The 23,590-nt window shown below is 73.3% G+C and carries 20 protein-coding genes and 1 pseudogene; 8 read left to right on the forward strand and 13 right to left on the reverse strand.

Annotated features, from left to right (window positions below; all coding sequences use genetic code 11):
• Nucleotides 1-12: 12 nt before the first annotated feature.
• Nucleotides 13-2,220: a TonB-dependent siderophore receptor gene (locus HJG45_RS20675; RefSeq protein ID WP_171614592.1), complete on the forward strand. Its 2,208-nt coding sequence runs from the start codon at nt 13-15 to the stop codon at nt 2,218-2,220.
• 13 nt (nt 2,221-2,233) lie between these two features.
• Here the strand turns inward: HJG45_RS20675 and HJG45_RS20680 are convergent, their stop codons facing one another.
• Nucleotides 2,234-2,812 carry a tyrosine phosphatase family protein gene (locus tag HJG45_RS20680; protein ID WP_171614594.1) on the reverse strand — a complete coding sequence of 193 codons (579 nt, stop codon included), beginning with the start codon at nt 2,810-2,812 and terminating at the stop codon, nt 2,234-2,236.
• 147 nt (nt 2,813-2,959) lie between these two features.
• Here HJG45_RS20680 and radA point away from each other — a divergent pair, with 147 nt between their 5' ends.
• From radA to HJG45_RS20715, 7 genes are all read left to right on the forward strand, one after another.
• Nucleotides 2,960-4,402 carry a DNA repair protein RadA gene (radA, locus tag HJG45_RS20685; RefSeq protein WP_171614596.1) on the forward strand — a complete coding sequence of 481 codons (1,443 nt, stop codon included), beginning with the start codon at nt 2,960-2,962 and terminating at the stop codon, nt 4,400-4,402.
• A gap of 84 nt (nt 4,403-4,486) precedes the next feature.
• Entirely contained in the window at nt 4,487-5,482 is a 996-nt protein-coding gene (locus HJG45_RS20690) for a tripartite tricarboxylate transporter substrate binding protein (protein WP_171614598.1), read from the forward strand.
• Between the two features lie 137 nt (nt 5,483-5,619).
• Nucleotides 5,620-6,180: a CvpA family protein gene (locus tag HJG45_RS20695; protein WP_171614600.1), complete on the forward strand. Its 561-nt coding sequence runs from the start codon at nt 5,620-5,622 to the stop codon at nt 6,178-6,180.
• Nucleotides 6,181-6,187: 7 nt separating this feature from the next.
• On the forward strand, nt 6,188-7,669 hold the full coding sequence (gene purF, locus HJG45_RS20700) for an amidophosphoribosyltransferase (RefSeq protein WP_171614602.1): 1,482 nt from the start codon (nt 6,188-6,190) through the stop codon (nt 7,667-7,669).
• Nucleotides 7,666-8,382 (forward strand): SDR family NAD(P)-dependent oxidoreductase, encoded by a 717-nt coding sequence (locus tag HJG45_RS20705; RefSeq protein WP_171614604.1) that lies wholly within the window; start codon nt 7,666-7,668, stop codon nt 8,380-8,382. Before purF ends, HJG45_RS20705 begins: the two co-directional genes overlap by 4 nt.
• A gap of 11 nt (nt 8,383-8,393) precedes the next feature.
• Nucleotides 8,394-9,233 (forward strand): 23S rRNA (adenine(2030)-N(6))-methyltransferase RlmJ, encoded by an 840-nt coding sequence (locus HJG45_RS20710; protein WP_171614606.1) that lies wholly within the window; start codon nt 8,394-8,396, stop codon nt 9,231-9,233.
• 1 nt (nt 9,234) lies between these two features.
• Nucleotides 9,235-10,215: an NAD(P)H-dependent glycerol-3-phosphate dehydrogenase gene (locus tag HJG45_RS20715; RefSeq protein ID WP_171614608.1), complete on the forward strand. Its 981-nt coding sequence runs from the start codon at nt 9,235-9,237 to the stop codon at nt 10,213-10,215.
• A gap of 169 nt (nt 10,216-10,384) precedes the next feature.
• On the opposite strand, the gene HJG45_RS20720 is transcribed toward HJG45_RS20715, so the two are convergent.
• From HJG45_RS20720 to HJG45_RS20770, 12 genes and pseudogenes are all read right to left on the reverse strand, one after another.
• A complete protein-coding gene (locus HJG45_RS20720) occupies nt 10,385-11,272 on the reverse strand; it encodes a TauD/TfdA family dioxygenase (protein ID WP_171614611.1) in 888 nt (295 codons plus the stop codon).
• A gap of 209 nt (nt 11,273-11,481) precedes the next feature.
• Entirely contained in the window at nt 11,482-12,081 is a 600-nt protein-coding gene (locus tag HJG45_RS20725; protein WP_171614613.1) for a class I SAM-dependent methyltransferase, read from the reverse strand.
• 55 nt (nt 12,082-12,136) lie between these two features.
• Nucleotides 12,137-12,853: an endonuclease III gene (gene nth / locus HJG45_RS20730; protein WP_171614614.1), complete on the reverse strand. Its 717-nt coding sequence runs from the start codon at nt 12,851-12,853 to the stop codon at nt 12,137-12,139.
• 178 nt (nt 12,854-13,031) lie between these two features.
• Nucleotides 13,032-13,268 carry an Hpt domain-containing protein gene (locus HJG45_RS29495; protein ID WP_368040649.1) on the reverse strand — a complete coding sequence of 79 codons (237 nt, stop codon included), beginning with the start codon at nt 13,266-13,268 and terminating at the stop codon, nt 13,032-13,034.
• Between the two features lie 187 nt (nt 13,269-13,455).
• A pseudogene (locus HJG45_RS20735) lies at nt 13,456-15,615 on the reverse strand (ATP-binding protein); the annotation flags it as partial.
• Nucleotides 15,572-16,030 (reverse strand): hypothetical protein, encoded by a 459-nt coding sequence (locus HJG45_RS20740; RefSeq protein WP_171614618.1) that lies wholly within the window; start codon nt 16,028-16,030, stop codon nt 15,572-15,574. The pseudogene HJG45_RS20735 and the gene HJG45_RS20740, both read right to left, overlap by 44 nt.
• Before the next feature lie 89 nt (nt 16,031-16,119).
• Nucleotides 16,120-17,040 (reverse strand): hemolysin family protein, encoded by a 921-nt coding sequence (locus tag HJG45_RS20745; protein WP_171614620.1) that lies wholly within the window; start codon nt 17,038-17,040, stop codon nt 16,120-16,122.
• Entirely contained in the window at nt 17,037-17,543 is a 507-nt protein-coding gene (ybeY, locus tag HJG45_RS20750) for an rRNA maturation RNase YbeY (RefSeq protein WP_254452680.1), read from the reverse strand. The genes HJG45_RS20745 and ybeY overlap by 4 nt, the downstream gene beginning before the upstream one ends.
• A 46-nt stretch (nt 17,544-17,589) precedes the next feature.
• Nucleotides 17,590-18,696 (reverse strand): PhoH family protein, encoded by a 1,107-nt coding sequence (locus tag HJG45_RS20755; RefSeq protein ID WP_171614630.1) that lies wholly within the window; start codon nt 18,694-18,696, stop codon nt 17,590-17,592.
• Nucleotides 18,693-20,090 carry a tRNA (N6-isopentenyl adenosine(37)-C2)-methylthiotransferase MiaB gene (gene miaB / locus HJG45_RS20760; RefSeq protein WP_171614632.1) on the reverse strand — a complete coding sequence of 466 codons (1,398 nt, stop codon included), beginning with the start codon at nt 20,088-20,090 and terminating at the stop codon, nt 18,693-18,695. The genes HJG45_RS20755 and miaB overlap by 4 nt, the downstream gene beginning before the upstream one ends.
• Nucleotides 20,091-20,287: 197 nt before the next feature.
• On the reverse strand, nt 20,288-21,247 hold the full coding sequence (locus tag HJG45_RS20765; RefSeq protein WP_171614634.1) for a 1-acyl-sn-glycerol-3-phosphate acyltransferase: 960 nt from the start codon (nt 21,245-21,247) through the stop codon (nt 20,288-20,290).
• A gap of 72 nt (nt 21,248-21,319) precedes the next feature.
• Nucleotides 21,320-23,371 carry a protein-disulfide reductase DsbD gene (locus HJG45_RS20770; RefSeq protein ID WP_171614636.1) on the reverse strand — a complete coding sequence of 684 codons (2,052 nt, stop codon included), beginning with the start codon at nt 23,369-23,371 and terminating at the stop codon, nt 21,320-21,322.
• Nucleotides 23,372-23,590 lie beyond the last annotated feature (219 nt).

Genomic DNA, 23,590 nt, shown 5'->3' on the forward strand with positions numbered 1-23,590 from the left:
CGGAACCGATTGATGGTCGATACGTCCGGGCGCGCCGCCCCCGCCTCGCTGCCCCGCGCCGCTTGGCTGCTCCTCACCGGCCTCCTTGCCGCGCCGCAGGCAGCACTCGCGCAAGGAACGGGGCTGGGGAGCGGCGCGGGCGCCGCGCCCGGCGATGCGATCACCCTGCCCACGCTCTCGATCGAGGGCCGCCCGGCCGAGACGGCGCGCGGGCCGGTGCAGGGCTATGTCGCGCAGCGCAGCGCGACGGGCACCAAGACCGACACGCCGCTGATCGAGACGCCGCAATCCATCTCGGTCGTCACCAGCGACCAGATCGAGGCGCTGAACATCGGCTCGATCAACGAGGCGCTGCGCTACTCCCCCGGGGCCTTCGTCAGCGGCACCGATTATCGCGGCGAGTACTTCACCGTCCGCGGCTTCCCGGCCGATGTCTATCTCGACGGCATGCGGGTGCCGGCGCCGGTCACGGCGCAGAGCTTCCGCATCGAGCCCTGGGGCATGGAGCGGATCGAGCTGCTGCGCGGCACCAGCTCGGCGCTCTACGGCCAGGCTAATCTCGGCGGCATCGTCAACGCCGTCAGCAAGACGCCCTATCTTGGCCAGATCAACCAGGCCGCGTTGCAGGGCGGCAGCTTCGGCCGCATCCAGGGCATGTGGGATGTCGGCGGCCGGCTCGGCAGCGGCGACGGGCTGCTCTGGCGCATGGTCGGGCTGGTGCGCAGCGCCGGCACCGAATTCGACGCCACCAGAGACGACCGCATCTACGTCGCGCCCTCGCTGCGCTGGCAGCCGAGCAAGGACACCTCGTTGGTCCTGCAGGCGAGCTACCTGCACGACGACAACGGCGTCACCGGCCAGTGGCTGCCGCCGCAGGGCACCGCCCTCTACAACCCGAACGGCACCATCCCGCGCGGCCGCATCACCGGCGAGCCGGGCTGGGACACCTATCGCAAGACCCAGCTCGGCCTCGGCTACCAGCTCGAGCACCGGCTGACCGAGGCCGTCACCCTGCGGCAGAACCTGCGCTACACCTATGTCGATCTCGACTACAAGTCGATCTATGCGAGCGGCCTCAGCCCGGCGAACCAGTGGCGCACGGTCAGCCGCGTCGCCTCCTACCAGGTGCCGATCTCCCAGTCCCTAACGCTCGACAACCAGGCCGAGGCGCGCTTCGGCACCGGGCCGCTGCAGCACACGGCGCTGCTCGGCCTCGACTATCGCTGGCAGCGCGTCGCCAACCGGACCTGGGCGGCGGCGGCGACGCGGCTCGACGTCTATGCGCCGGTCTATGGCTACATCCCGGCCCTGCCGCTCGGCTCCACCAGCACCACGCTCAACAACCAGGTGCAGAACCAGCTCGGCCTCTACCTGCAGGACCAGATCCGCTGGGACAACTGGATCCTGACGCTGACCGGGCGGCAGGACTGGGCCAGCGTCGATACGCAGAACAAGCTCAGCCAGGCCTCCAGCACCCAGAACGACAGCGCCTTCACCGGCCGCGTGGCGCTGCTCTACGCCTCGCCGATCGGCGTCTCGCCCTATGTCAGCTACGCCACCTCCTTCCTGCCGACGCTCGGCACCATGGCGCCGCAGCGCGGCGGCGGCACCTTCAAGCCAACCACCGGCGACCAGATCGAGGTCGGCGTGAAGTACCAGCCGCCCGGCACGGAGAGCCTGTTCACCGCCGCGCTCTTCGAGCTGACGCAGCAGAACGTCACCACCACCGACCTGCTCTTTCCGCAATATTCGATCCAGACCGGCGAGGCGCGGTCGCGCGGGCTGGAGCTGGAGGCGCGCGTCGCGCTGACCGATGGGCTCAGCGTCATCGGCGCCTTCACGGCGCAGGATACCGAGGTGACCAAGAGCACCACCAACAACCTTGGCCGGCGGCTGGCCACCGTGCCGAACCACATGGCCTCGCTCTGGGGCGACTACAGCTACAAGGTGACCGACGAGCTGACCCTCGGCTTCGGCGCCGGCCTCCGCTATGTCGGCAACATCATGGCGAACAACGCGCCGACCGCGACCAGCCCGATCTTCCACGCGCCGTCCTACACGCTCTTCGACGCCATGCTGCGGGCGGATTACCGGCAGTGGCGGCTGACCGTGACCGGCACCAACCTCGGCGACGAGAACTACTTCGCCGCCTGCTACGCGACCTCCTGCAGCTACGGCGTCGGCCGGGCTGTCTACGCCACCCTCGCCTATCGCTGGTGAGTGGGCGCCGCGGTCACCCCCCGTCCGCCTCCGCGGCATCCACCTCCCGCCCGCGGCCGGCATTGCGCATGACGTCGGCGAGATGCGGGCGGATGGCGAGCTGGTGCCGGTAGAGCGCCGCCGCCGCCGCCGGCAGCGTGCCCTCCCGCCCCAGCATCGCATCGCCGATCTCGAGGATGCGGAGATTCGGCCAGGCCTTCTCGCGGATGCCGAGGATGCCTTGCAGGATGGTCTCGGCCGATAGCGCCGGGCGCGCCTGCGCCAGCATCAGCGCCATTGCCGCGGTCGAGCGCGAGATGCCGGCATGGCAATGCACCAGCAGGCGCGAGGCGGCTTCCGCCTCGAGGTCGCGGCCGAAGGCGAGGATCGCCCGCACATCCGCCTCGCCCGGCGGGACGATGCCCGCCGCCGGCTCGATGACGTCGTGGAAGCGGAGCTCGAGCTTGGCATGCTCGCCGAACTGGCCGAAGGCCTCCGGCACCGGCCAGTCGGGGTCGAGGATGGAGAGCACATGGCTCACCCCCGTCTCGCAATGGCCGCCCAGCTCCTCGATGCCGCAGACCGTCAGGCCGAAGGGGAAATGCGTTTGCATGCGGCCAGTGTGGGTCCGCCCGGCCGGCCGGTCCAGGGTGGGCGAGGTGAATCGGGTGACGCGGCGGCGCGGCGGGGCTATGCTGCGCGTTCACGTTTCGTGCCAGCCGCCACCCCCGGCCATTGACCCAGGAAAGGGACCGCCCGCTTGGCCAAGGACCGCAACCGCTTCGTCTGCCAGGCCTGCGGCGCCGTCTTCCCGAAATGGCAGGGCCGCTGCGATGCCTGCGGCGAGTGGAACACCCTCCAGGAGGAAGCCGCGCCCGTGGCGCGCGGCCCCGGTCCGGCGGCCCGCGCCGGCGGCGGCAAGCGCGTCGCCTTCGTCGGGCTGGAGGGGGAAACGGCGCCGCCGCCGCGCATCCCGACCGGCCTCGCCGAGCTCGACCGGGTGCTCGGCGGCGGCCTGGTCCCGGCCTCGGCGGTGCTGGTCGGCGGCGATCCCGGCATCGGCAAGTCCACCATCCTGCTGCAGGCGGCGGCGCGCATCGCCGGCAGCGGCCGGCGCGCCCTCTACATCAGCGGCGAGGAGGCGGTGGCGCAGGTGCGGCTGCGGGCGCTGCGGCTCGGGCTGGAGGGCGCGCCGCTGGCGCTGGCCGCGGCGACGGCGCTGCGCGACATCGCCGCCAGCCTGGAGGATGAGGACGAGGCGGCCCTCGTCGTCATTGATTCCATCCAGACGTTGTGGCTGGACGCGCTCGATTCCGCGCCGGGCACGGTCGCGCAGGTGCGCGCCTGCGCCGCCGAGCTGATCCGCCTCGCCAAGAGCCGCGGCTTCGCCCTGGTGCTGGTCGGGCATGTGACGAAGGAGGGGATGCTCGCCGGCCCGCGGGTGCTGGAGCACATGGTCGACGCCACGCTCTACTTCGAGGGCGATCGCGGCCACCAGTTCCGCATCCTGCGGGCGGTGAAGAACCGCTTCGGCGCGACGGACGAGATCGGCGTCTTCGAGATGACCGAGCGCGGGCTGGTCGAGGTGCCGAACCCCTCGGCCCTGTTCCTGGCCGAGCGGCGCGGCAACGTCGCCGGCTCGGCGGTCTTCGCCGGCATCGAGGGCACGCGCCCGGTGCTGGTCGAGGTGCAGGCGCTGCTCGCCCCCTCGGCCGGCGGCAGCCCGCGGCGGCAGGTCGTCGGCTGGGATGCCGGGCGGCTGGCCATGCTGATGGCGGTGCTCGAGGCGCGCTGCGGCATGACCCTCGGCATGAACGACGTCTATCTCAACATCGCCGGGGGCCTGCGCATCGCCGAGCCGGCGGCCGATCTCGCCGTCGCCGCGGCGCTGGTCTCGGCCGCCACCGACCGGCCGACCGATCCCGGCACCGTCTATTTCGGCGAGGTCGGCCTCTCGGGCGAGATCCGCCAGGTGGCGCAGGCCGAGGCGCGGCTGCGCGAGGCGCAGAAGCTCGGCTTCGCCGGGGCGGTGCTGCCGCGCCGCCTCGCCCGCGGCGGCCGGGCGCCGATCGCCCTCGACGGGCTGCAGCTCGCCGAGATCGGCCATATCGCCGATCTGGTGGCGCCCTTCGCGGCCAAGGCGGAGCGCCGGCCGCCGGCGCGGGAGCGCGGCCCCGCGGCGAAGGCCAAGGCCGAGGCGTGAGGCCCACGGGGGATTGTTCGGGGGGATTGTTCCCGCCCCCGCTCCACGGCCATCCTCGCCGCAACGACCTGCCGAGGAAGCGCCATGATCCCCGCCCGCCGCGCCCTGCTCGCCCTGCCCGGGCTTGTGCTTCCCTGGCTCGCCCTTGCCGATAGGGCGCAGGCGCAGGCCGGCTTCCCGGACCGCCCGGTCCGGTTGATCGTCCCCTTCGCGCCCGGCGGCAATTCCGACACCGTCGCCCGCGTCGTCGCGCCGCTGCTGGCGGAGCGGCTCGGCCAGCCGGTGGTGGTGGAGAACCGGGCCGGCGCCGCCGGCAACGTCGCCGCCACGCAATTCGCCCGCGCCCGGCCGGACGGCTACGCGATCCTGCTCGGCTCCAACGGCCCGCTCACCGTCAACCCGGTGATCCAGGCCAATCTCGGCTACGATCCCGGGCGCGACTTCACGCCGATCGGCCTGCTGGTGCGGACGCCGAACGTGCTCGCCGTGCATCCCAGCCTGCCGGCGCGGACCCTGGCCGAGCTGATCGCCCTCGGCCGGGCGGCGCCGGGCACGGTGAGCTGCGGCTCCTCCGGCACCGGCAGCACCTCGCATCTCGCCATCGCCAGCTTCAACGCGGCGACCGGCGCCGGCCTGCAGCACGTGCCCTATGGCAGCGGCGGCGCCATGGCGCCCGACCTCATCGCCGGCACCATCAAATCCGGCATGACCGAGATCTCGACCGCCCTGCCGCTGCACCGGGAGGGCGCGGTGCGCATCCTCGCCACTGGCTCGGCCGGGCGGCTGCCGGTGGTGCCGGAGGTGCCGAGCTTCGAGGAGGCAGGGCTGCCGGGCTTCCGCGCCGCCGCCTATCTCGGCCTGGTGGCGCCCACGGGAACGCCGCCGGCGGTGCTGGAGACGCTGGCCCGCGCCGCCGCCGCCGCCGTCGCCGATCCCGGCATCCGGCAGCGCTTCGCGGAGATGGGCAGCGAGATGGCGGCGCCGGCCGAGGCCTCCCCCGCCGGCTTCGCCGCCTTCCTCCGCCAGGAGGGGACCTGGACCCGGGAGGCGGCCGACCGGGCCGGGCTGCGGCCCGGCTGAGGCCTCGCCACAAGACCGCTTCGACGTTCGCCGGCGCGTCCCGCCGCCCTGGCGGCGCAGCCATGCCGTCGGCCGGGGCCAGCCCCCGCCGCCGCGCGTGGACACCATGGCGGGCACGCCGCTATATCGCTGACACGATGACCTGGGTCGACGGTGTGGTGCTGGCGGTGCTCGCCGTCTCGGCGTTGCTCGCCTATTTGCGAGGATTGGTGCAGGAAGTGCTCGGCGTCGGCGCCTGGATCGGCGCCGCGGCCCTGGCGCTGGTCCTGCGCCCGGTGACGGCGCCGCTGCTGCAGGGCACGGTCGAGCCGCCCTGGCTGGCCGATGCGCTGGCCGCGGGCGGCGTCTTCCTGGTCGTGCTGATCATCCTCAAGATCATCATCAGCTTCGTCGCCCGCACCGTGCAGGATTCCATGCTGGGCGGCACCGACCGCGCGCTCGGCCTGGTCTTCGGCCTGGTGCGGGGTGCTTTCCTCGTGATCCTCGCCTATATCCTCGGCGGCATGGTCCTGCCGGCGACCGATCGCTGGCCGGAGGCGGTCCGGGAGGCCCGGTCGCTGCCGCTGGTCATCGAGGGCGCGCAATGGCTGGTGGCGCGGCTGCCGGCGGAATACCGGCCCCGCGTCGCCTTCCCGCCGGACCGCCGGGCGCCGACCCAGGACGAGTTGATGCGACCGCCGGCGCGGAACCGGACGTGAGGACCCCATGACCGACCTGTCCACCCGCCCCTGGTCCTCCGACGAGGACAAGTTCCACGAGGAATGCGGCGTCTTCGGCGTCTGGAACGCGGCCGATGCCGCGGCGCTGACCGCGCTCGGCCTGCACGCCCTGCAGCACCGGGGGCAGGAGGCGGCCGGCATCGTCGCCCTGGACGAGGGCGGCATCTTCCATGCCCATAAGGGCCAGGGCCTGGTCGGCGACATCTTCTCCGACGCCAAGGTGATGGCCCAGCTCCGCGGCCGCGCCGCGGTCGGCCACAACCGCTACGCGACCACCGGCGAGACGGCGCTGCGCAACGTCCAGCCGCTCTATGCCGACTTCGCCTTCGGCGGCTTCGCCGTCGCCCATAACGGCAACCTGACCAACGCCCTCGGGCTGCGCCGCAGCCTGGTCAGCCGCGGCTGCCTGTTCCAGAGCACCACGGACAGCGAGGTCTTCATCCACCTCATCGCCATCAGCCTCTACTCCACCGTGGTGGACCGGCTGATCGACGCGCTGCGCCAGGTGCAGGGGGCCTACAGCCTGGTGGCGCTGCACAACGGCGCGCTGATCGGCGCCCGCGACCCGCTCGGCGTGCGGCCGCTGGTGCTCGGCCGGCTGGGCGGCGAGGGCGGGGCCGCCCCGTCCTGGGTGCTCTCCTCCGAGACCTGCGCCCTCGACATCGTCGGCGCCGAGTTCGTGCGCGACATCGACCCGGGCGAGATCATCGTCATCGACACCCAGGGCGTGCACAGCATCAAGCCCTTCGGCAAGCATCCGGAGCGGTTCTGCATCTTCGAGTACATCTACTTCGCCCGGCCGGATTCGGTGGTGGAGGGCACCCCGGTCTACGACACCCGCAAGCGCATCGGCGCCGAGCTGGCGCGGGAGAGCGGCGTGCCGGCGGATGTGGTGGTGCCGGTGCCCGACAGCGGCGTGCCGGCGGCCATGGGCTACTCGATCGAGAGCGGCATCCCCTTCGAGCTCGGCATCATCCGCAACCACTATGTCGGCCGCACCTTCATCGAGCCCACGGACCAGATCCGCAATCTCGGGGTGAAGCTGAAGCACAGCGCCAACCGGCCGATGCTGGAGGGGCGGCGGGTGATCCTGGTGGACGATTCCATCGTCCGCGGCACCACCAGCCGCAAGATCGTCGAGATGGTCCGCCAGGCCGGCGCCACCGAGGTGCATATGCGCATCTCCTCGCCGCCGACGACGCATAGCTGCTTCTACGGCATCGACACGCCCGAGCGCGGCAAGCTGCTGGCCGCCAAGCACGACCTCGAGGAGATGGCGCGCATCATCGGCGTCGACAGCCTCGCCTTCATCTCCCTCGACGGGCTCTACCGCGCCCTCGGCCGGCCGGGCCGCAACCCGGAGACGCCGAGCTACTGCGACGCCTGCTTCACCGGCGACTACGCCATCGCCCTCACCGACGCGCAGGACAACAACGACCGGCAGCTCTCGCTGCTGCAGGCGGGATGATGGACCGGCCGCTCGCGGGCAGCGTCGCCCTGGTCACCGGCGCCTCGCGCGGCCTCGGCGCGGCGGTGGCGGTCGAGCTTGCCCGGCTCGGCGCGCATTGCGTGCTCACCGCCCGCACCCAGGGCGCGCTGGAGGAGGTGGACGACGCCATCCGCGGCCTCGGCGGCCAGGCGACGCTCTTCCCGCTCGACCTGATCCGGGACGGCGAGAAGCTCGACATGGTCGGCCCCTCCATCGCCCAGCGCTTCGGCCGGCTCGACATCCTGGTGCATGCCGCGGCGCTGCTCGCCAAGCTGACGCCGACCGCGCACATCATGCCGCGCGACTGGCAGGAGGCGGTGGCGGTGAACCTCTCGGCCGCCTGGCGGCTGATCCGCAGCTGCGACCCGCCGCTGCGCGCCGCCCCGGCCGGCCGCGCCGTCTTCCTCACCGACGGGCTCGTCGCCGAGCCGCGCGCCTACTGGGGCCTCTACGGCTTCGGCAAGGCGGGGCAGGAGCATCTGGCGCGGAGCTGGGCGGCCGAGGTGGCCAATACCCCGCTGCGGGTGAACCTCTACGATCCCGGCGCGGTCGCCACCCGGCTGCGCATGGTGGCGATGCCGGGCGAGGACCAGGCGACGCTGCCGCAGCCCGCCGATGTGGCGCCCGAGATCGCCGCCCTCTGCCTGCCGGGCGAGGCGCGGAACGGCGCGGTCATCCGTCGGGGCGGCTGAGGCCGCCCGCCATGAATTACCGCCACGCCTTCCATGCCGGCAATTTCGCCGATTGCCTGAAGCACGCGCTGCTGGTCTGGCTGCTGCGCGCCCTGGCGGCGAAGGACAAGCCCTTCGCCGTGCTCGACACCCATGCCGGGACCGGGTGCTACGACCTCGCGGCGAGCGAGGCCGAGCGCACCGGCGAGTGGCGCCGGGGGATCGGCCGGCTGCTCGATGTCGAGGCCGGGCCGCTCGCTGACTATGTGGGGCTGGTCCGCGCCGCCGGGGCGCCCGGCGCCTATCCCGGCTCGCCCGCCCTGATCCGCGCCCTGCTGCGGCCCGGGGACCGGCTGATGGCCTGCGAGCTGCACCCTGAGGACCATGCCGCGCTCCGCGCCGCCTTCCGCGCCGACCGGCAGGTGGCGGTGCACCACCGCGACGGCTGGGAGGCGCTGAAGGCGCTCACCCCCTTCCCCGAGCGGCGCGGCCTCGTCCTGGTCGATCCGCCCTTCGAGCAGGAGGGGGAGTTCGCCCGGCTGGCGCAGGGCATCGCCCTGGTCGCGCATCGCTTCCGTGCCGGCATCCAGGCCTGCTGGTATCCGATCAAGCACCGCGCCCCGGTCCGCGCCTTCCATACCGCGCTGCGCGAGGCCGGGCTGCGCGACCTCGTCGCCGCTGAGCTCTGGCTGCGCGAGCCGACCGATCCGCAGCGGCTGAACGGCTGCGGCCTGCTGGTCGCCAACCCGCCCTGGCGCTTCGAGGCGGAAGCCGGCGCCATCCTCGCCGCCCTGCTGGAGCGGCTGGGCGAGGGCGAGCCGGGCCAAGAACAGGGCCAAGGCTGGGCGGTGACCCGCATCGCGGAGGAATAGGATGCCGAAGCTCGCCGTCCTCGGCGCCGGCGCCTGGGGCACGGCGCTCGCCATCCAGGCCGCCGCGGCGGGCCACGCGGCCGCCCTTTGGGCACGCGACCCCGGCCGGGCGGCGGCAATCGCGGCGGCGCGGGAGAATGCCCGCTACCTGCCCGGCATCGCGCTGCCGCCGGGCGTCGCGGTCACCGCCGAGGCCGCGGCGGCGCTCGACGGGGCGGCGGCGGCGATCCTCGCCGTGCCGGCGCAGCATCTGCGCGCCGTGCTCGCCGGCCTGCCGCCCACCCTGCCGCCGCTGCTGCTGGCGGCCAAGGGCGTCGAGCAGGGCAGCCTCCGCCTGCCGCTCGAGGTGGTGGCGGCGGCGCGGCCGGGCCAGGCCGCGGCCGTGCTGTCGGGGCCCAACTTCGCGCATGAGGTCGCGGCCGGCCTGCCCGCCGCGGCGGTGATCGCCAGCGCCGCGCCGGCGCTGCGGGACCGCCTGGGCGATCTGCTGGCAACGCCCGGCTTCCGGCTCTACGGCTCCGACGACCCGATCGGCGTGCAGGTCGGCGGCGCGGCGAAGAACGTGATCGCCATCGCCGCCGGGGCGGTGATCGGCGCCGGCCTCGGCGAGAATGCCCGGGCGGCGCTGGTGACGCGCGGCCTGGCGGAACTCTCGCGCCTCGCCGTGGCGCTGGGCGGCCGGGCGGAGACGGCAGCGGGGCTGTCCGGCCTCGGCGACCTGCTGCTGACCGCGACCGGCCCGGCGAGCCGCAACACCTCGCTCGGCATGGCCCTTGGCCGCGGCCGGCGCCTCGCCGAGGTGCTGGCCGAGCGGGCCGGGGTGACGGAGGGGGTCGCCACCGCCCCGGCGATCATCGCCCGGGCGGCGGCGGCCGGCGTCGAGCTGCCGGTCTGCGAGGCGGTGGCGGCGCTGCTGGCGGAGCGGCTGACCCTGGCGGCGGCGGTGGAGCGGCTGCTCTCCCGGCCGCGGCGGGACGAGTAGGGGCCGGGCGCATCCTATCCGGCCGCATCATGTGCGGACCGGTCCTTTGACCAGTCCGGGGCCCCGGACGCGGCCCGCTGGTCGCGCCGCGAAGCGCGCCTGACGACGCGACGCCGCGAAGGCCCAAGCAGACCGGAGGTCTGCGCCCGGCGTCTGAGGGCCGTTGAAACTAAGCCGCCTGCTCCAGCGTCGGGGCCATGTCGGCGACGGTGGTGCGGTGCAGGTCGCGGACCTGGCTGGCATCGTAGCGCCGGGCGCGGTGCATGGTGACGCGGTTGTCCCACATCACCAGGTCATGCGGCCGCCAGACATGCGCATGCACGAACTCCCGCTGCGTCGCATGCTCGGTCAGGTCGCGCAGCAGGGCGCGCGCCTCGGGCACCGGCCAGCCCTGGATCGCCCCGGCATGCGAGGAGAGGAAGAGCGAGAGCCGCCCCGTGCGCGGATGCCGCCGCACCAGGCGCTGCGGCACCGGCGCCCATTTCGCCCGCTCCGCCTCGGTGAAGTCGGTGAAGCCGAGGATGCCGCGCGAATAGATCTGGCTGTGCTCGGTGATCAGGTCGCGCACCAGGGCCTTGGTCTCAGCGTCGAGCGCATCCCAGGCGGCGCGCATGTCGGCGAACTCGGTATTGCCGCCGGCGCCCGGGATGACGCGGGCCGAGAGCAGGGAGTACTTGGCCGGCGTCGCCTTGAAGCTGCTGTCGCTGTGCCAGAGCATGTTGCCGAGGCTGAACAGCCGCTTGCGGTCGTCCCGCGCCATGACGCTGCCGTCGCGCTGCAGGTTGGAGATGTCGTTCACCTCCATCGAGAGGCGACGCTGCTCGCCCTGCACGAGGTCGCCGGTCGCCAGTTCCAGCGGGCCGAAATGCCGCGAGAAGGCGATCTGCTGCGCGTCGTCGATATCCTGGTCGCGGAAGACCAGCACGCCGTACTGGTCCATCGCCGCCTCGATCGCCACCGCCTCGGCCGGGGTGACGTTGCGGCGGATGTCGATGCCCGCCACCTCGCCGACGAAATCCGGTCGGGCGGGATTGGCGGGGTGGATCGAGAGGGTCATGGCTGGGGTTCCCTGGACGCCGGGGACTCTGCCCCGTTCTGCCAGGGGCCGATCTTAAACCATGCCCGGCGCAACGACCATGGCCGCGCGGCGCCTCGTGCCGATGGCCCTCATATGCCGGGCGCAAACCTCCGGTTTGCTTGGCGTCGCGCTACTGAGCGCGGGCCTCGTTCGGGCCTCGGGCCGGTCAGGCGACCGGTCCGTTGGTGTCATCCCGCCCGCTTGCGGAAGGCGAGCTGCACCCGGTGCGGCCCGTCCAGGATGTCGATCCGGTTGCGATGGATGTTGGTGAAGGCGTCGATCGCCAGCTTCGGGCTGCGCAGCACGTCCGGATGCGGCCAGAGATAGTCGTCGCAGAGGATCACGCCGCCCTCGGGCGCCAGGCGGAAGGCCAGGACGAGGTCGGTCAGCACATCCGCCGCCTCGTGCGAGCCGTCGATATAGATCAGTGCCGGCCCCGGCCCGCCGCGCCCGAGCAGCCGCAGCAGGCCGCTGGCGGAGTCGGTGCGCAGCACCTCCGCTTTCACAGCCTCGCCCGAGGCGGCGAGATTGGCCTGGAACCGCTCGAACAGCCCGGTCGTCTGCGCCGCGTCGTGCTCGGCGCCGCCGGCGAAGGTGTCGATGCAGGTGACGCGGCTCGCCGGGTGGCGCAGCAGGTTGGCGAGGAACCAGAGGGTGGAGCGTCCCTCGAAGCTGCCGATCTCGACCACGTGGCGCGCCTCGTCCGGCCGCCAGCCGAGTTCCTCGAAGAACAGCTTCTCCCAGTAGGGGATATGGCCGCTGAACCAGTCTTCCGTGAAATGCGGCATCGCCCTCCCTCCGTCGCACCTGCCCTCTCAACGGCAGCGGCGGCGATGGGATGCCTCAGCCGGGGCGCGTCACCCCCACCTGGCGGCATTGCCGCAGCAGGAGGCAGGTGCCGCAGCGCGGCCGCATGCCGGTGCAGATGGCCTTGCCGAAGGGCACCAGCCGCTCATTGATCTCGATCCAGTAGCGTTGCGGCAGGAGGGCCGCGAGCGCCTGCATGGTCCGTTCCGGCGTCGTCGTCGCTACATAGCCCCAGCGGTTCACGATCCGGTGGACATGGATGTCGACCGAGATGGCCGGCCGGCCGAAGCCGACCCCGAGCGTCAGCGCCGCGATCTTCGGTCCGACGCCGCGCAGCGCCTGCAGCCCCTCCATCGTGTCCGGCACCGCGCCCGCCTCGGCGATCCGGCGGGACAAGGCGAGGATGTCGCGGGCTTTGGGCTCGGGGAAGGTTGCGCCGGCGAGCAACTCGACCAGCTCCGGCTCGGGGACCGCCGCCATCGCCTCCGGCGTGCGGGCGCGGGCGAAGAGACGGAGGCAGACGGGGGTGGTGGTCTCGTCGCGGGTCCGGGCCGAGATCAGCGCGGCGACGAGCTGCTCGAAGGGCGTCCCGTGGCCCCGGTCCCGCAACTCGAACATCGCCGCCTTCGGCAAGCCTGCGGTTGCCTCGCGCAGCAGGCGGAAGACCAGGTCGATGTCGAAGGGATCCTTGTCCGGCCGGTCCGGGACGGCGGGGCGCAGCGGGTCGGCGGCAGCGGGCAGGGTGCGGGGCATGGCCCCATAACGCCCGGGCGGGGCATGCGTCCGCTCGGCCTGGAGCGTGATCGCTTGAGGTGGACTCACCGAAAAGCGTGCCTCACGCGATCAAGCAACGGCCTGGACCATGATCCGCGACCCTGTGTGAGCGGATCATGGTCCAGCGCGCCCCGTCCGCCCACTGCCGGTCCCTCGGTCACCCCGGCTGCACGGCCAGGGCCTGGCTTTCCGCCCGCAGGGCCGCGAGGGTGGTTTCGAGCGTCGTAGCCAGCTCGCCGAGACGGCTGCCGAGCTGCCCGCTGCTCGCCCCCTCCAGGCTGGCGGCCAGGTCGCCGAGCCGCCGGGCGCCGAAATTCCAGGCCGTGCCCTTCAGCCCATGCGCGGTGAGCCGGTGGTCCCGGCCCTGCTCGGCGGCGCTGCGGAGCGTGACCATGGCCTCCCGGGCATTCCGCCTCGAACTCGGCCAGCAGCCGCTGCCAAGTCTCGGGCGGGATATGCGTGCAGAGCGAGACCACCCGCTCCTGGTCGAGAAGCTCGGCGGCGGCGGGCGCCACGGCCGGGGGCGCAGCCGGCGCCGGCGCCGCGCGCGACCCACGGGTCACCGTGGCGATCGTGTCCTTGAGCTGCTCGGCGCGGATCGGCTTGGCCAGGAAGGCCTGCATGCCGGCCTCGCGGCACCGAGTGCGATGCACCTCGCCCGCATGCGCGGTGAGGGCGACGATCGGCGCCCCGGCGCTGGGACCGCCGCCGGCCCGGATGGCAGCCACCGCGGCGAAGCCGTCCATGCGCGGCATCTCGAGATCCATGAGGATCACGTCGAAGCGGTCCGCGCAGGCGGCGACGGCCTCCTCGCCTCCCGCGGCGGTGACCACGCTCATGCCCAGATGCTCGAGATGCAGCCTGGCGATCTCACGGTTGATCGGGTGGTCGTCCACCACGAGCACATGCAGCGGCGGCAGGGCACACCCCTCGGTGCCCGGCGCAGCAGGAGCCGGGGCGGCGGCGCTTACCACCACCTCGCAGGTGAGGCTGAAGCGGAAGCAGCTTCCCTGCCCCTCGGTGCTGGCGACGGTGATCTCGCCGCCCATGGCCCGGACCAGCCGGCGGCAGATGGCGAGGCCGAGGCCGGTGCCGCCGAAGCGCCGGGCGGTGCCGCTATCGGCCTGCACGAAGGGTTCGAAGATGGCGTCGAGCACCGAGGCCGGGATGCCGATGCCGGTATCCTCGACCAGGAATTCCAGCCGCATATGGGAGTGCGGGAGGGTCTCCTGGCAGCGGAGGCTGACGCTGACGCTGCCGCAATCGGTGAACTTGATCGCGTTCCCGACCAGGTTCAGCAGGATCTGGCGCAGGTTGGCAGCGTCGCAGAGCACCGCCGCGGGGATCCGCGGGTCGATGTGCCAGGCGAGCGTCAGGTCCTTCTGTGCCGCCCGCGAGCGCATCAGCCCGACCACCGCCTCGACGATCCGCGGCAGGTTGACCGGCAGCCGTTCGGCCGCGACATGCCCGGCCTCGAGCCGCGAGAAGGTGAGGATGTCGTTGAGCAGGCCGAGCAGCGCCTCGGCCGAGTGGCGGGCGAGCTGCAGCCGCTCCGCTTGGTCCAGGCCCAGCCTGCCGTCGTCGAGCAGGTCCAGCATGCCGAGGATGCCGTTCATGGGCGTCCGCAACTCGTGGCTCACCGTCGCCAGGAAGCCGTCCTTGGCGCGGTTCGCCAGCTCCGCCGCTTCGCGGGCGTCGTTGAGTTGCCGCTGCAGGGTCTTCATGGCGGAGATATCGGCGAAGGTGCTGACCACCGTGCCGTCGAGCATCCGCTGCTGCAGCACGCGCAGCCAGGCACCGCCCGGCAGGGGCAGCTCGAAGGGGGCACCGGTGAAGCGCTCGCCCTCGGCCAGGGTCTGCAGGGCGGCGGCCGCGATCTCCGCCGCCTCCGGCAGGCGCCGCCAGGCCTCGGCATAGAGCGCGGCATGGGTCTTGCCGACCGCCTCCCCCGGGCTGGTCAGGCCGAAGAGGCGGGCGAAGCGGCCATTCGCCACGCTGATCCGCCCATCCACGCCGAGCACCGTGACGCCATCCCCGTCCTCGGCGGTGAAGGGCATGACCTCGCGCAGCACGTGGTCGGTCGGATCGGGCGCCGCGGGTGCCGCGGCCTCGGCGGGCGGGGCGATCGGCGTCCAGATCCGCAGGCGGCCGATGCCTGGCACCGGCTGCGAGGCGACACGCACCCATTGCCCGCGATGCTCGAAGACATAGGGCTGGGTCTGGGTGCGGTGACGGGCGATCCCCTCGGCCACGCACTGCCCCATCGTGCCGAGCTCCTCCGGCCGCAGCCGGACGGCGTAGAAGCGCCGCAGATTCGCCGCATAGGGCTCGCCGACCGCGACATGCCCGGCATGCTCGGGGAAGAGCCGCAGGAAGGTCCGGTTCCAGAGCAGCGTCCGGTCCTGGGCGTCGAACAGGCAGAGGCCGATATCGAGGCTGTCGAGGATATCCGCCATGACGCGGCAGGATGTCAGGTCGCCCTCCGGCAGGGCTACGTCGCGGGCCGGCTGCGGAGCGGGATGGGCGCCGACCGCGGGGAATGTCTCCATGGCTACTATCTGTCGCCTCGGCCCTGATCCTGGCGACCTATAACGAATGCGACCATAACGGTTCAAGTTTTCGTCAGAAACACTCCAACTTTGGCGGCGGCGAAACCCGGCAGGTTCGGCAATGCGGCGCAGCGGGCCATCGGCGCGGTCAGTGGGAGAGCGGGTCGGGCAGCAGGCCGGGCAGCAGGTCATCCGGCCGCCGCGCCTCCCGTCGCGACCGCGCCGCCACGGGGCGGTTCGTCGCCGGCCGGTTCGCCGCCTCCTGGCGGAGCCGGATCAGCTCGTCCACCAGCCGGTCCATGGTCTGCCAGAGCGGCTCGTCGCCCTGCCGCTCGGCCAGGACGAAGCGATGCGCGGCGAGGGTGACGTTCAGCGTGCCGCGCGTGCTCTCCGGCCGGCGGCTACGCATCTGCACCAGCGCCTTCTCCACCTCCTCGATCGGGACACCGAAGCGGGCGGCGATGGCGGCGGGCGACTCGCCCTGGCGGCGGAGCGCCCGCGCCTTGGCGGCCTCGCGCGGGTCGAGGGCGATATCGGGCCGCAGCGCCTGGGTGCGCCGCGACATCTCGCCGGATCCGCTGCCGGGCGGCTTGCCCTTGAACGCCATGCACCCTCGCTCCTCGCCTGGACGGTGAAGCGCGCAGGCGGGAAATCGTTCCCCGCGCTGCTCGTCCTGGGGCTACCCTCCCCCGGGCGCTACTCCGCCGCCTGCCGCGTCGGCTGCGCCCCGGGGCGGCGCACGCGCACCCGGCGGATGCGTCGCGGATCGGCCTCCAGCACGCGGAATTCCAGCCCGGAGGAATGCGAGACCAGCTCCCCCCTGGCCGGGACCCGCCCGGCGAGGGTGAAGACCAGGCCGCCCACCGTGTCGATATCGGCCGCCCGCTCCTCCTCGGTCAGCAGCGGGCCGAATTTCTGCTCGAAGGCCGCGACCGGCATCCGGGCATCCACCTCGACGGTGCCGTCCGGCTTCTCGACCATCTGCGGCGAGGCATCCTCGTCATGCTCGTCGGAGATGTCGCCGGTGATGGTCTCGACCAGGTCCTCGATCGTCACCAGCCCGTCGATGCCGCCATACTCGTCCACCACCAGCGCCATGTGGATGCGCGCCATGCGCATCTGCAGCAGCAGGTCGAGCACCGGCACCGACGGCACGGTGAAGAGCGGCTTGCGCAGGATGGCCTTGAGGTCGAAGGCCCCCTCCCGCCCCACCGCGGCGAAGACGTCCTTGATGTGGACCATGCCGACGATCTCGTCGAGCTGGCCGCGATAGACCGGGTAGCGGCTGTGGCCGTCGCGCTGGATCAGGCGGATCGCCTGCTCGAGCGTGAAATCCTCCGGCATGGCCATGATGTCGGCGCGCGGCACCATGACGTCGTCGGCCGTCTTGTCGCGCAGCTTGAGCACGTTGCCGAGCAGGGCGCGCTCCTGCGCGCTGAACGCGTCGCGCTCGGCATGGTCCTTGCCCTCGCGGCGCGATTCCTCGCGCTCCTCGATGAGCTCCTCCATGCGGTCGCGGACGCTCTCGGCCTCGCGCTTGCGCAGCAGCCCCTGCAACCGCCAGAGCAGGCCCTGGCGGTGCTGGTGCTCGCGGGCCTCGCCATTGGTCAGGCTCATGCCATCACCTCGCGCCCGCCATCGGGACGCCAGGGATTGGGCAGCCGCAGCCGGTACATGGCACGCGCCTCGGCCCGCTCCATGCGGCGGGCCTCGCCGGCGGCGAGATGGTCATGGCCGACGAGGTGCAGCGCGCCATGCGCCACCAGATGCGCGAAATGCGCCTCCGGGCGCCGGCCGGCCGCCCGCGCCTCCCGCCGGACCACGCCGAAGGCGAGGGCGATGTCACCGAGATGCGGGCCGAGGCCCGGGAAGCTCAGCACGTTGGTGGGCTTGTCCTTGCCGCGATGCTCGCCGTTCAGGCGCTTCAGCGCGCGGTCATCGGCGAGCAGGACGCTGACGCTGCCCGCCGCCCCGGTCTCCCGCAGCGCCGCGGCCACGGCCCGTCGGGCGAGGGTCTCGGCCCGCGGCACCAGGCGCCGCCAAGCCGGCTCGGCCAGCACGACCTCCACCGCCAGCGCCGAGTGGGGCAAGGCCGGGTGGGGGTCTTCGTCGTCCTGCATGAACCCGGCATCGGCGAGGGAGATCTCCCCCGCCGGGCCGGGTCGTCTACTTCCCGGTTCCATCCTGATCCTTCTTCCCCCGACGGCCTGGCGACTCCGCCCCCTGGCCCTCGGTCCGCCCCTGAGCGGCGGCGTCTTCGCGGCCATAGGCCGCGACGATCCGCGCCACCAGCGGGTGGCGCACGACGTCCCGCTCGTCGAAGCGGGCGGTGCCGATGCCCTGCACCCCGTCCAGGATGCGCAGCGCCTCGGCCAGCCCGCTCCGCTGACCGCCCGGCAGATCGACCTGGGTCGGATCGCCGGTGATCACCATACGCGTTCCCTCGCCCATGCGGGTGAGGAACATCTTCATCTGCGCCGGCGTGGTGTTCTGCGCCTCGTCGAGGATCGCGAAGCAATGCGCCAGCGTGCGCCCGCGCATGAAGGCGAGCGGCGCGATCTCGATCTCCCCGGACGCGATGCGGCGGACCACCTGTTCCGCCGGCAACATGTCGTGCAGCGCGTCATAGAGGGGACGGAGATAGGGGTCCACCTTTTCCTTCATGTCGCCGGGCAGGAAGCCGAGCCGCTCGCCCGCCTCCACCGCCGGGCGGGAGAGGACAATGCGGTCGACCCGCCCCGCCTGCAGCAGCGCCACGCCCTGCGCCACGGCGAGATAGGTCTTGCCGGTGCCGGCCGGGCCGACGCCGAAGACCATCTCGTGCCGCGCCAGCAGGTCGATATAGGCCGCCTGGGCAGGGCTGCGCGGCGCGATGGCGGCCTTGCGGGTGCGGATCTGCGGGATGTCCTGCAACGGCAGGCGCGGATCGTTCTCCGCCTCGCCCTCGGCCATGCGCAGCGCCGCCTCGACATCCGCCACCGACACCCCCTGCCCCTGCTCCAGCCGTCGCCAGAGCGCCCGCAGCGCGGCCTCGGCCACCTCCGTCCGCTCCGGCGGCCCGGCGATGGTCAGCCGGTTGCCACGGGAGCCAAGCCGTACCCCGAGCCGCTGCTCGATCCGCGCCAGGTGGCGGTCGTGTTCCCCGTAGAGCAGGGGGAGCAGAGCGTTGTCGTCGAATTGCAGCAGGACGCTGCGCTGTTCGGGGGTGGAGGGAAGCGGGCGCGGCGGCGCGCCCCTTTCCCCGGGCCGGAGGGCGATGGCGGCGGTGGTCAAGCGGGCGCAGGCTCCTCTTCGGGCTGGACAGGGCTGGACGCCGCCCCGGCCGCCAGCAGGCCGGAGAGCGAATTGGGATGCGCGGCCAGCACCGTCACGGGCGCCTCGCGGCCGATGAGCGCGAGCGGTCCGGTCAGGTGCAGGGGCTGCAGCCAGGGGGTACGCCCGGCAACCTGGCCGGGATGGCGGCCGGGGCCGGTGAAGAGCACGGGGAAGGTCAGACCGACGCGCGAGCGGTTGAACGCGTCCTGCTGATCCCTCAGCAGCGCCTGCAAGGCCTGCAACCGCGCATCCTTTTCTGGCTCCGCCAGCTGAGATGGCGCGCCGGCGGCCGGCGTTCCAGGCCGCGCCGAATATTTGAAGCTGAAGGCCTGGGCGAAGCCGACGCGGCGGACGAGGTCGAGCGTCCGCTCGAAATCCGCCGGCGTCTCGCCCGGATGGCCGGCGATGAAGTCGGAGGAGAGGGCGAGGTCCGGCCGCGCCGCCCGCAACCGGTCGACGATGCGCAGGAAATCCGCCGCGGTGTGGCCGCGGTTCATCGCCGCCAGCACCCGGTCGCTGCCGCTCTGCACCGGCAGGTGCAGGAAGGGCATGAGCTGCGGCAGGTCGCGATGCGCTTCGATCAGCGCGTCGTCCATATCGCGTGGATGGCTGGTGGTGTAGCGCAGCCGCAGCAGGCCGGGGATCTCCGCCAGCGCCCGCAGCAGCCGGCCGAGGCCCCAGTCCCGGCCGTCCGGCCCCTCGCCGTGATAGGCGTTGACGTTCTGCCCGAGCAGCGTGACCTCGCGCGCCCCGGCCGCGACCAGCCGCCGCGCCTCGGCCAGCACCTGCGCCACGGGGCGGGAGAATTCGGCGCCGCGGGTATAGGGCACGACGCAGAAGGCGCAGAATTTATCGCAGCCCTCCTGCACCGTGAGGAAGGCCGTCACCCCCTGAGGCGCGGCGGCGTCCGGCAGGTGGTCGAACTTGTCCTCGGCCGGGAAGTCGGTCTCGATCACCGCCCCCGCGGCGCGGCTGGCGCGCGCCACCATCTCCGGCAGGCGGTGATAGGTCTGCGGCCCGAGCACGATGTCGACCCAGGGGGCGCGGGCGGTGATCTCGGCCCCCTCGGCCTGGGCGACGCAGCCGGCGACAGCGAGGACCATGTCGGCGCCGCCGGCGCGACGGGCCTGCTTCGCCTCGCGCAGCCGGCCGAGCTCGGAGAACAGCTTCTCCGTCGCCTTCTCGCGGATATGGCAGGTGTTGAGGATGACCATGTCGGCCCCCTCCGGCACCTCGGTCGGGGCATAGCCGAGCGGCGCCAGGACATCGGCCATCCGGGCGCTGTCATAGACATTCATCTGGCAGCCCCAGGTCCGGATGAAGAGACGCTTCCGGGGGGTGGTCGTGGTCATGCCGGGAACAAACTCCGCCGCCCCGGCGCAGGAAGGGTGCCGGGATCCGCGGGGCAGATGCGCAAGGCGCGGCGCGGGGTCAAGCGTCCGGTCGCCCCGGCGTCTGCCGGGAGAGGGATGGCCGGTGCGGCGGCGCGAATCGTCTCACGCCCCGAGCCTCGGCCAGGCGGGCCGCCGCGGTCAAGCGATGGTTTCGCTCATGGGCCGGCGGCCTCTCCCTTGGCCTCTCCGTTCGGGGCCGCCGGTGGCGCAATCGGCACCACCGGCCGGTTCTGCCGCAGCCGCTCGGCGCCCTCGCGCACGATCCGTTGCGTCTCCGCCGCCAGCGCCTTCCGGTTGGGCAGGCGGCCCGGCGGGAAGGGCTCGTGCAGCACCACCGTCACCCGGGCGCCGCTGCGCCGGGCGAGCTGCCAGAAATGGCTGGCGATCTCCATGTCGCCATACCAGGCGAAAAGCGGCCGGTCGCGCCGGCAGGCCGGCAGGCCGCCGAGCCGGTCATAGACCACCGAGACCGGCTGGACCTGCCGCGCCCCGTCGGCGATGGCGAAGAAGGAGGTGCGGAAGGGCAGCTCCCGCGTGCCGTCGTTGCTGGTGCCCTCGGGGAACAGGATCAGGCTGCCGCCGCCCGTCATGTGGTCGCGCATCGCCTGCGCCTCGCGCCCCGTGGTGCCACGGCTGCGGCTGACGAAGACGGTGCGGCCGAGATACGCGATGGTGCGGATCACCGGCCAGGTGCCGACTTCCGATTTCGCCACGAAGACCGCCGGCAGCACGCCGCCGAGCACCGGGATGTCGAGCCAGGAGGAGTGGTTGGAGACGAAGAGCACCGGTCCGTCCGGGCAGGGCCTGCCGATCACCTGCACGCGCAGCCCGATCAGCCGTGACAGCACCGCGTGGTAGAGCAGCGCGAAGCGGATCTTCGCCTTGCCTGGCAGGAGCAGCAGCACCGCCTGCACCGGCACGGAGAACAGGGTCCAGAGCGTCAGCAGCGCCAGCCGCCGCGCCGCCCGGACGCGGCCGCCGAGCGGCCGGTCGGCGAAGACGTCGAAGAGGCGCCCTCCCGGCAACCGGTTGCGGAAGCGGAGCGGCTTGCGCCGCCGCAGGCGGCGGGGGCGCAGGGCCTCGATCGGGGCTGGGGCGTCGGCCACGGCATCCATGATCCCTCCGCGATACCGCGCGGTCGGGGATGCGGCAATGACACCGACGCGTCAGGCCGGTGACGGCCGCGCTCAGCCGGCGCCGCGCAGCGCCTGCAGCACGAGGCCCTCGGTCAGCAGCTGCGGCAGCACCGCCGGCGCGCCGCCACCCGCGGGATAGAGCAGGTAGAGCGGCACCCCCTCCCGCCCATGCGCGCGCAGCAGGGCGCCGATCGCGGCGTCGCCATTGGTCCAGTCGCCCTTGAGATAGGCGAGGCGGCGCGCGGCGAAGGCCTCCTGCACCGGGCCCGATCGCAGCACGAGTTGCTCGTTGACCTTGCAGGTGATGCACCAGGCGGCGGTCAGGTCGACGAAGACCGGCCGTCCCTCGGCCTGCAACGCCGCGACCCGGGCGGCCGACCAGGGCTCGCTCCCGGCCTCGGCGGCGGGCGGCGGCGCCGTGGTGAGGCCCGGCAGCAGCGCCAGGGCGCCGAGCGCCGCCAGGCCGGCGAGGGCCCGCCCCGCCCAGCGGCCGCGGCCGGCGCCGCGCTGCGCTGCGCCGAGCGCCCAGGCGGCGAAGCCGATCAGCACCGCGCCGGCGAGCAGCAGCGCCAGCCCGTCCGGCCCGGCCTGCTGCGCCAGCACCCAGGCGAGCCAGGCCGCCGCACCGTACATCGGGAAGGCCAGCCCCTGCCGCAGCCGCTCCATCCAGGCGCCCGGTCGCGGCAGCAGCGCGGCGAGACCGGGGACGAGGCCGAGCAGCGCATAGGGCGCGGCCAGGCCGAGGCCGAGCGCGGCGAAGACGGCTAGCGTCTGCGGCGCCGGCAGGGCGAGGGCGGTGCCGATCGCCGCCGCCATGAAAGGCGCGGTGCAGGGGGTGGCGACGAGCACCGCCAGCACGCCGGTCATGAAGCTGCCGGCATGGCCGCCCTGCCTGGCCAGCGCCCCGCCGGCGCCGACCGGGCCGGCGATGGCGTAGACGCCCGAGAGGTTGAGCCCGACCGCGAAGATCAGCCAGGCGAGCGCGGCGACGAAGGCCGGGGCGGTGAACTGGAACCCCCAGCCGGCGGCGATGCCCGCGGCGCGCAGCCCGATCAGCAGCCCGGCCAACGCCAGGAAGCTGGCCAGCACGCCGAGCGTGTAGCTCGCGGCATGCGCCCGCACCTCCGCCCGCGCCGCGCCGGAGAGGCGGGCCAGCGCCATCGCCTTCATGGCGAGGATCGGGAAGACGCAGGGCATCAGGTTCAGGATCAGCCCGCCGAGGAAAGCTGAGAGCAACGCCCGGCCGAGCGGCAGCGCCGCCGCCGCGACCGGCGCGGCGCCGACCGGGGCCGAGACGGCATAGGCCGAGCGCTGCCCGCCGGCATCGGTCAGGACCAGGACGCCTTCGAGGCTCGCCGGCATCGGCGCGCCCTCGGGCCGGGTCAGCCCAAGGGTAAGGCGGCCGGGTTTCAGAGTGAGCGGCTGCGGCGCGGCATTGTCGAGCAGACCGCCCTCGGCCGGGAAGAAGGTCGCGGCCTTCACGCTGTCCGGCCCGAGCGCCTCGCCGGTCAGGGTCAGGCTGCCGCCGCGCCCCTGCAGCGCCGCCCCGGCAGCCCAGGGAGAGGCACGCGGCATCGCCGCCTCGGCCGCGGCGAAGAGCGGGGCGAGATGGGCATCGGCGCGCGGGCTGGCCTCGATCGGCAGTTCGAGGCGGAACCGCCCCTCCTCCGGGATGCAGAGTTCGGCGCAGACCAGCCAACTCGCCTCCGCCTCGACGGCGAGCCGCCCGCCCGGTGCCAGCCCGGCCGGGACCGTGGCACGGAAGGGCAGCAGCACCTCGCCCTCATAGCCGAAGCTCACCAGCGGGCCTGTCGGGATGCGCTCCGGCGCCGGCCAGCGGATCGGGCCGGCCTCGGCGCCCTCGGGGGCGAGCAGCCGGATCTCCGGCGGCGCCCCGGCATCGCCGGGATTGCGCCAGTAGCCATGCCAGCCCGGGGCGAGGCGCAGGCGAAGGCCGAGTTCCACCGCCTTCCCCGGTGCCACGGCGGCAGCGGCGGCGACGAGGCTGGCGGTTGCCTGCGGCGAGCGGACGGGCGCGCTCTCCCCCGCCCGGGCGAGCGGGGCGAGCAGCACCAGCAGGAGGGCGAGCAACAGGCGGGACATGGCGGAGGAGATAGACCGGATTGCCCGGCCGCCGAAACCGACGATGCGCGGCGCCTCCTGGCCTTGTTGCCGCTTCGCCCCAAGGCGCCGCAGGTTGGCGATCCGTTCCGCCGGCGGAAGCCTGGCGCCGGCCATGGAACTCCCGGCGGCAAGCCCCGCTACTGCGCTTTCGAGCCACCGGGCCGCCGTCCCATGGCGTCGCGCCCATGACATTGTGTC

This window comes from Roseicella sp. DB1501 (assembly GCF_013112485.1).
Lineage (GTDB): Bacteria > Pseudomonadota > Alphaproteobacteria > Acetobacterales > Acetobacteraceae > Paracraurococcus.

Coding starts and splice junctions, on each gene's coding strand:
- HJG45_RS20675 (WP_171614592.1), top strand. CDS start 13: ATGGTCGATACGTCCGGGCGCGCCGCCCCCGCCTCGCTGCCCCGCGCC.
- HJG45_RS20680 (WP_171614594.1), bottom strand. CDS start 2,812: ATGCAAACGCATTTCCCCTTCGGCCTGACGGTCTGCGGCATCGAGGAG.
- HJG45_RS20690 (WP_171614598.1), top strand. CDS start 4,487: ATGATCCCCGCCCGCCGCGCCCTGCTCGCCCTGCCCGGGCTTGTGCTT.
- HJG45_RS20695 (WP_171614600.1), top strand. CDS start 5,620: ATGACCTGGGTCGACGGTGTGGTGCTGGCGGTGCTCGCCGTCTCGGCG.
- purF (WP_171614602.1), top strand. CDS start 6,188: ATGACCGACCTGTCCACCCGCCCCTGGTCCTCCGACGAGGACAAGTTC.
- HJG45_RS20705 (WP_171614604.1), top strand. CDS start 7,666: ATGATGGACCGGCCGCTCGCGGGCAGCGTCGCCCTGGTCACCGGCGCC.
- HJG45_RS20710 (WP_171614606.1), top strand. CDS start 8,394: ATGAATTACCGCCACGCCTTCCATGCCGGCAATTTCGCCGATTGCCTG.
- HJG45_RS20715 (WP_171614608.1), top strand. CDS start 9,235: ATGCCGAAGCTCGCCGTCCTCGGCGCCGGCGCCTGGGGCACGGCGCTC.
- HJG45_RS20720 (WP_171614611.1), bottom strand. CDS start 11,272: ATGACCCTCTCGATCCACCCCGCCAATCCCGCCCGACCGGATTTCGTC.
- HJG45_RS20725 (WP_171614613.1), bottom strand. CDS start 12,081: ATGCCGCATTTCACGGAAGACTGGTTCAGCGGCCATATCCCCTACTGG.
- nth (WP_171614614.1), bottom strand. CDS start 12,853: ATGCCCCGCACCCTGCCCGCTGCCGCCGACCCGCTGCGCCCCGCCGTC.
- HJG45_RS29495 (WP_368040649.1), bottom strand. CDS start 13,268: ATGGTCACGCTCCGCAGCGCCGCCGAGCAGGGCCGGGACCACCGGCTC.
- HJG45_RS20740 (WP_171614618.1), bottom strand. CDS start 16,030: ATGGCGTTCAAGGGCAAGCCGCCCGGCAGCGGATCCGGCGAGATGTCG.
- HJG45_RS20745 (WP_171614620.1), bottom strand. CDS start 17,040: ATGAGCCTGACCAATGGCGAGGCCCGCGAGCACCAGCACCGCCAGGGC.
- ybeY (WP_254452680.1), bottom strand. CDS start 17,543: ATGCAGGACGACGAAGACCCCCACCCGGCCTTGCCCCACTCGGCGCTG.
- miaB (WP_171614632.1), bottom strand. CDS start 20,090: ATGACCACGACCACCCCCCGGAAGCGTCTCTTCATCCGGACCTGGGGC.
- HJG45_RS20765 (WP_171614634.1), bottom strand. CDS start 21,247: ATGGATGCCGTGGCCGACGCCCCAGCCCCGATCGAGGCCCTGCGCCCC.
- HJG45_RS20770 (WP_171614636.1), bottom strand. CDS start 23,371: ATGTCCCGCCTGTTGCTCGCCCTCCTGCTGGTGCTGCTCGCCCCGCTC.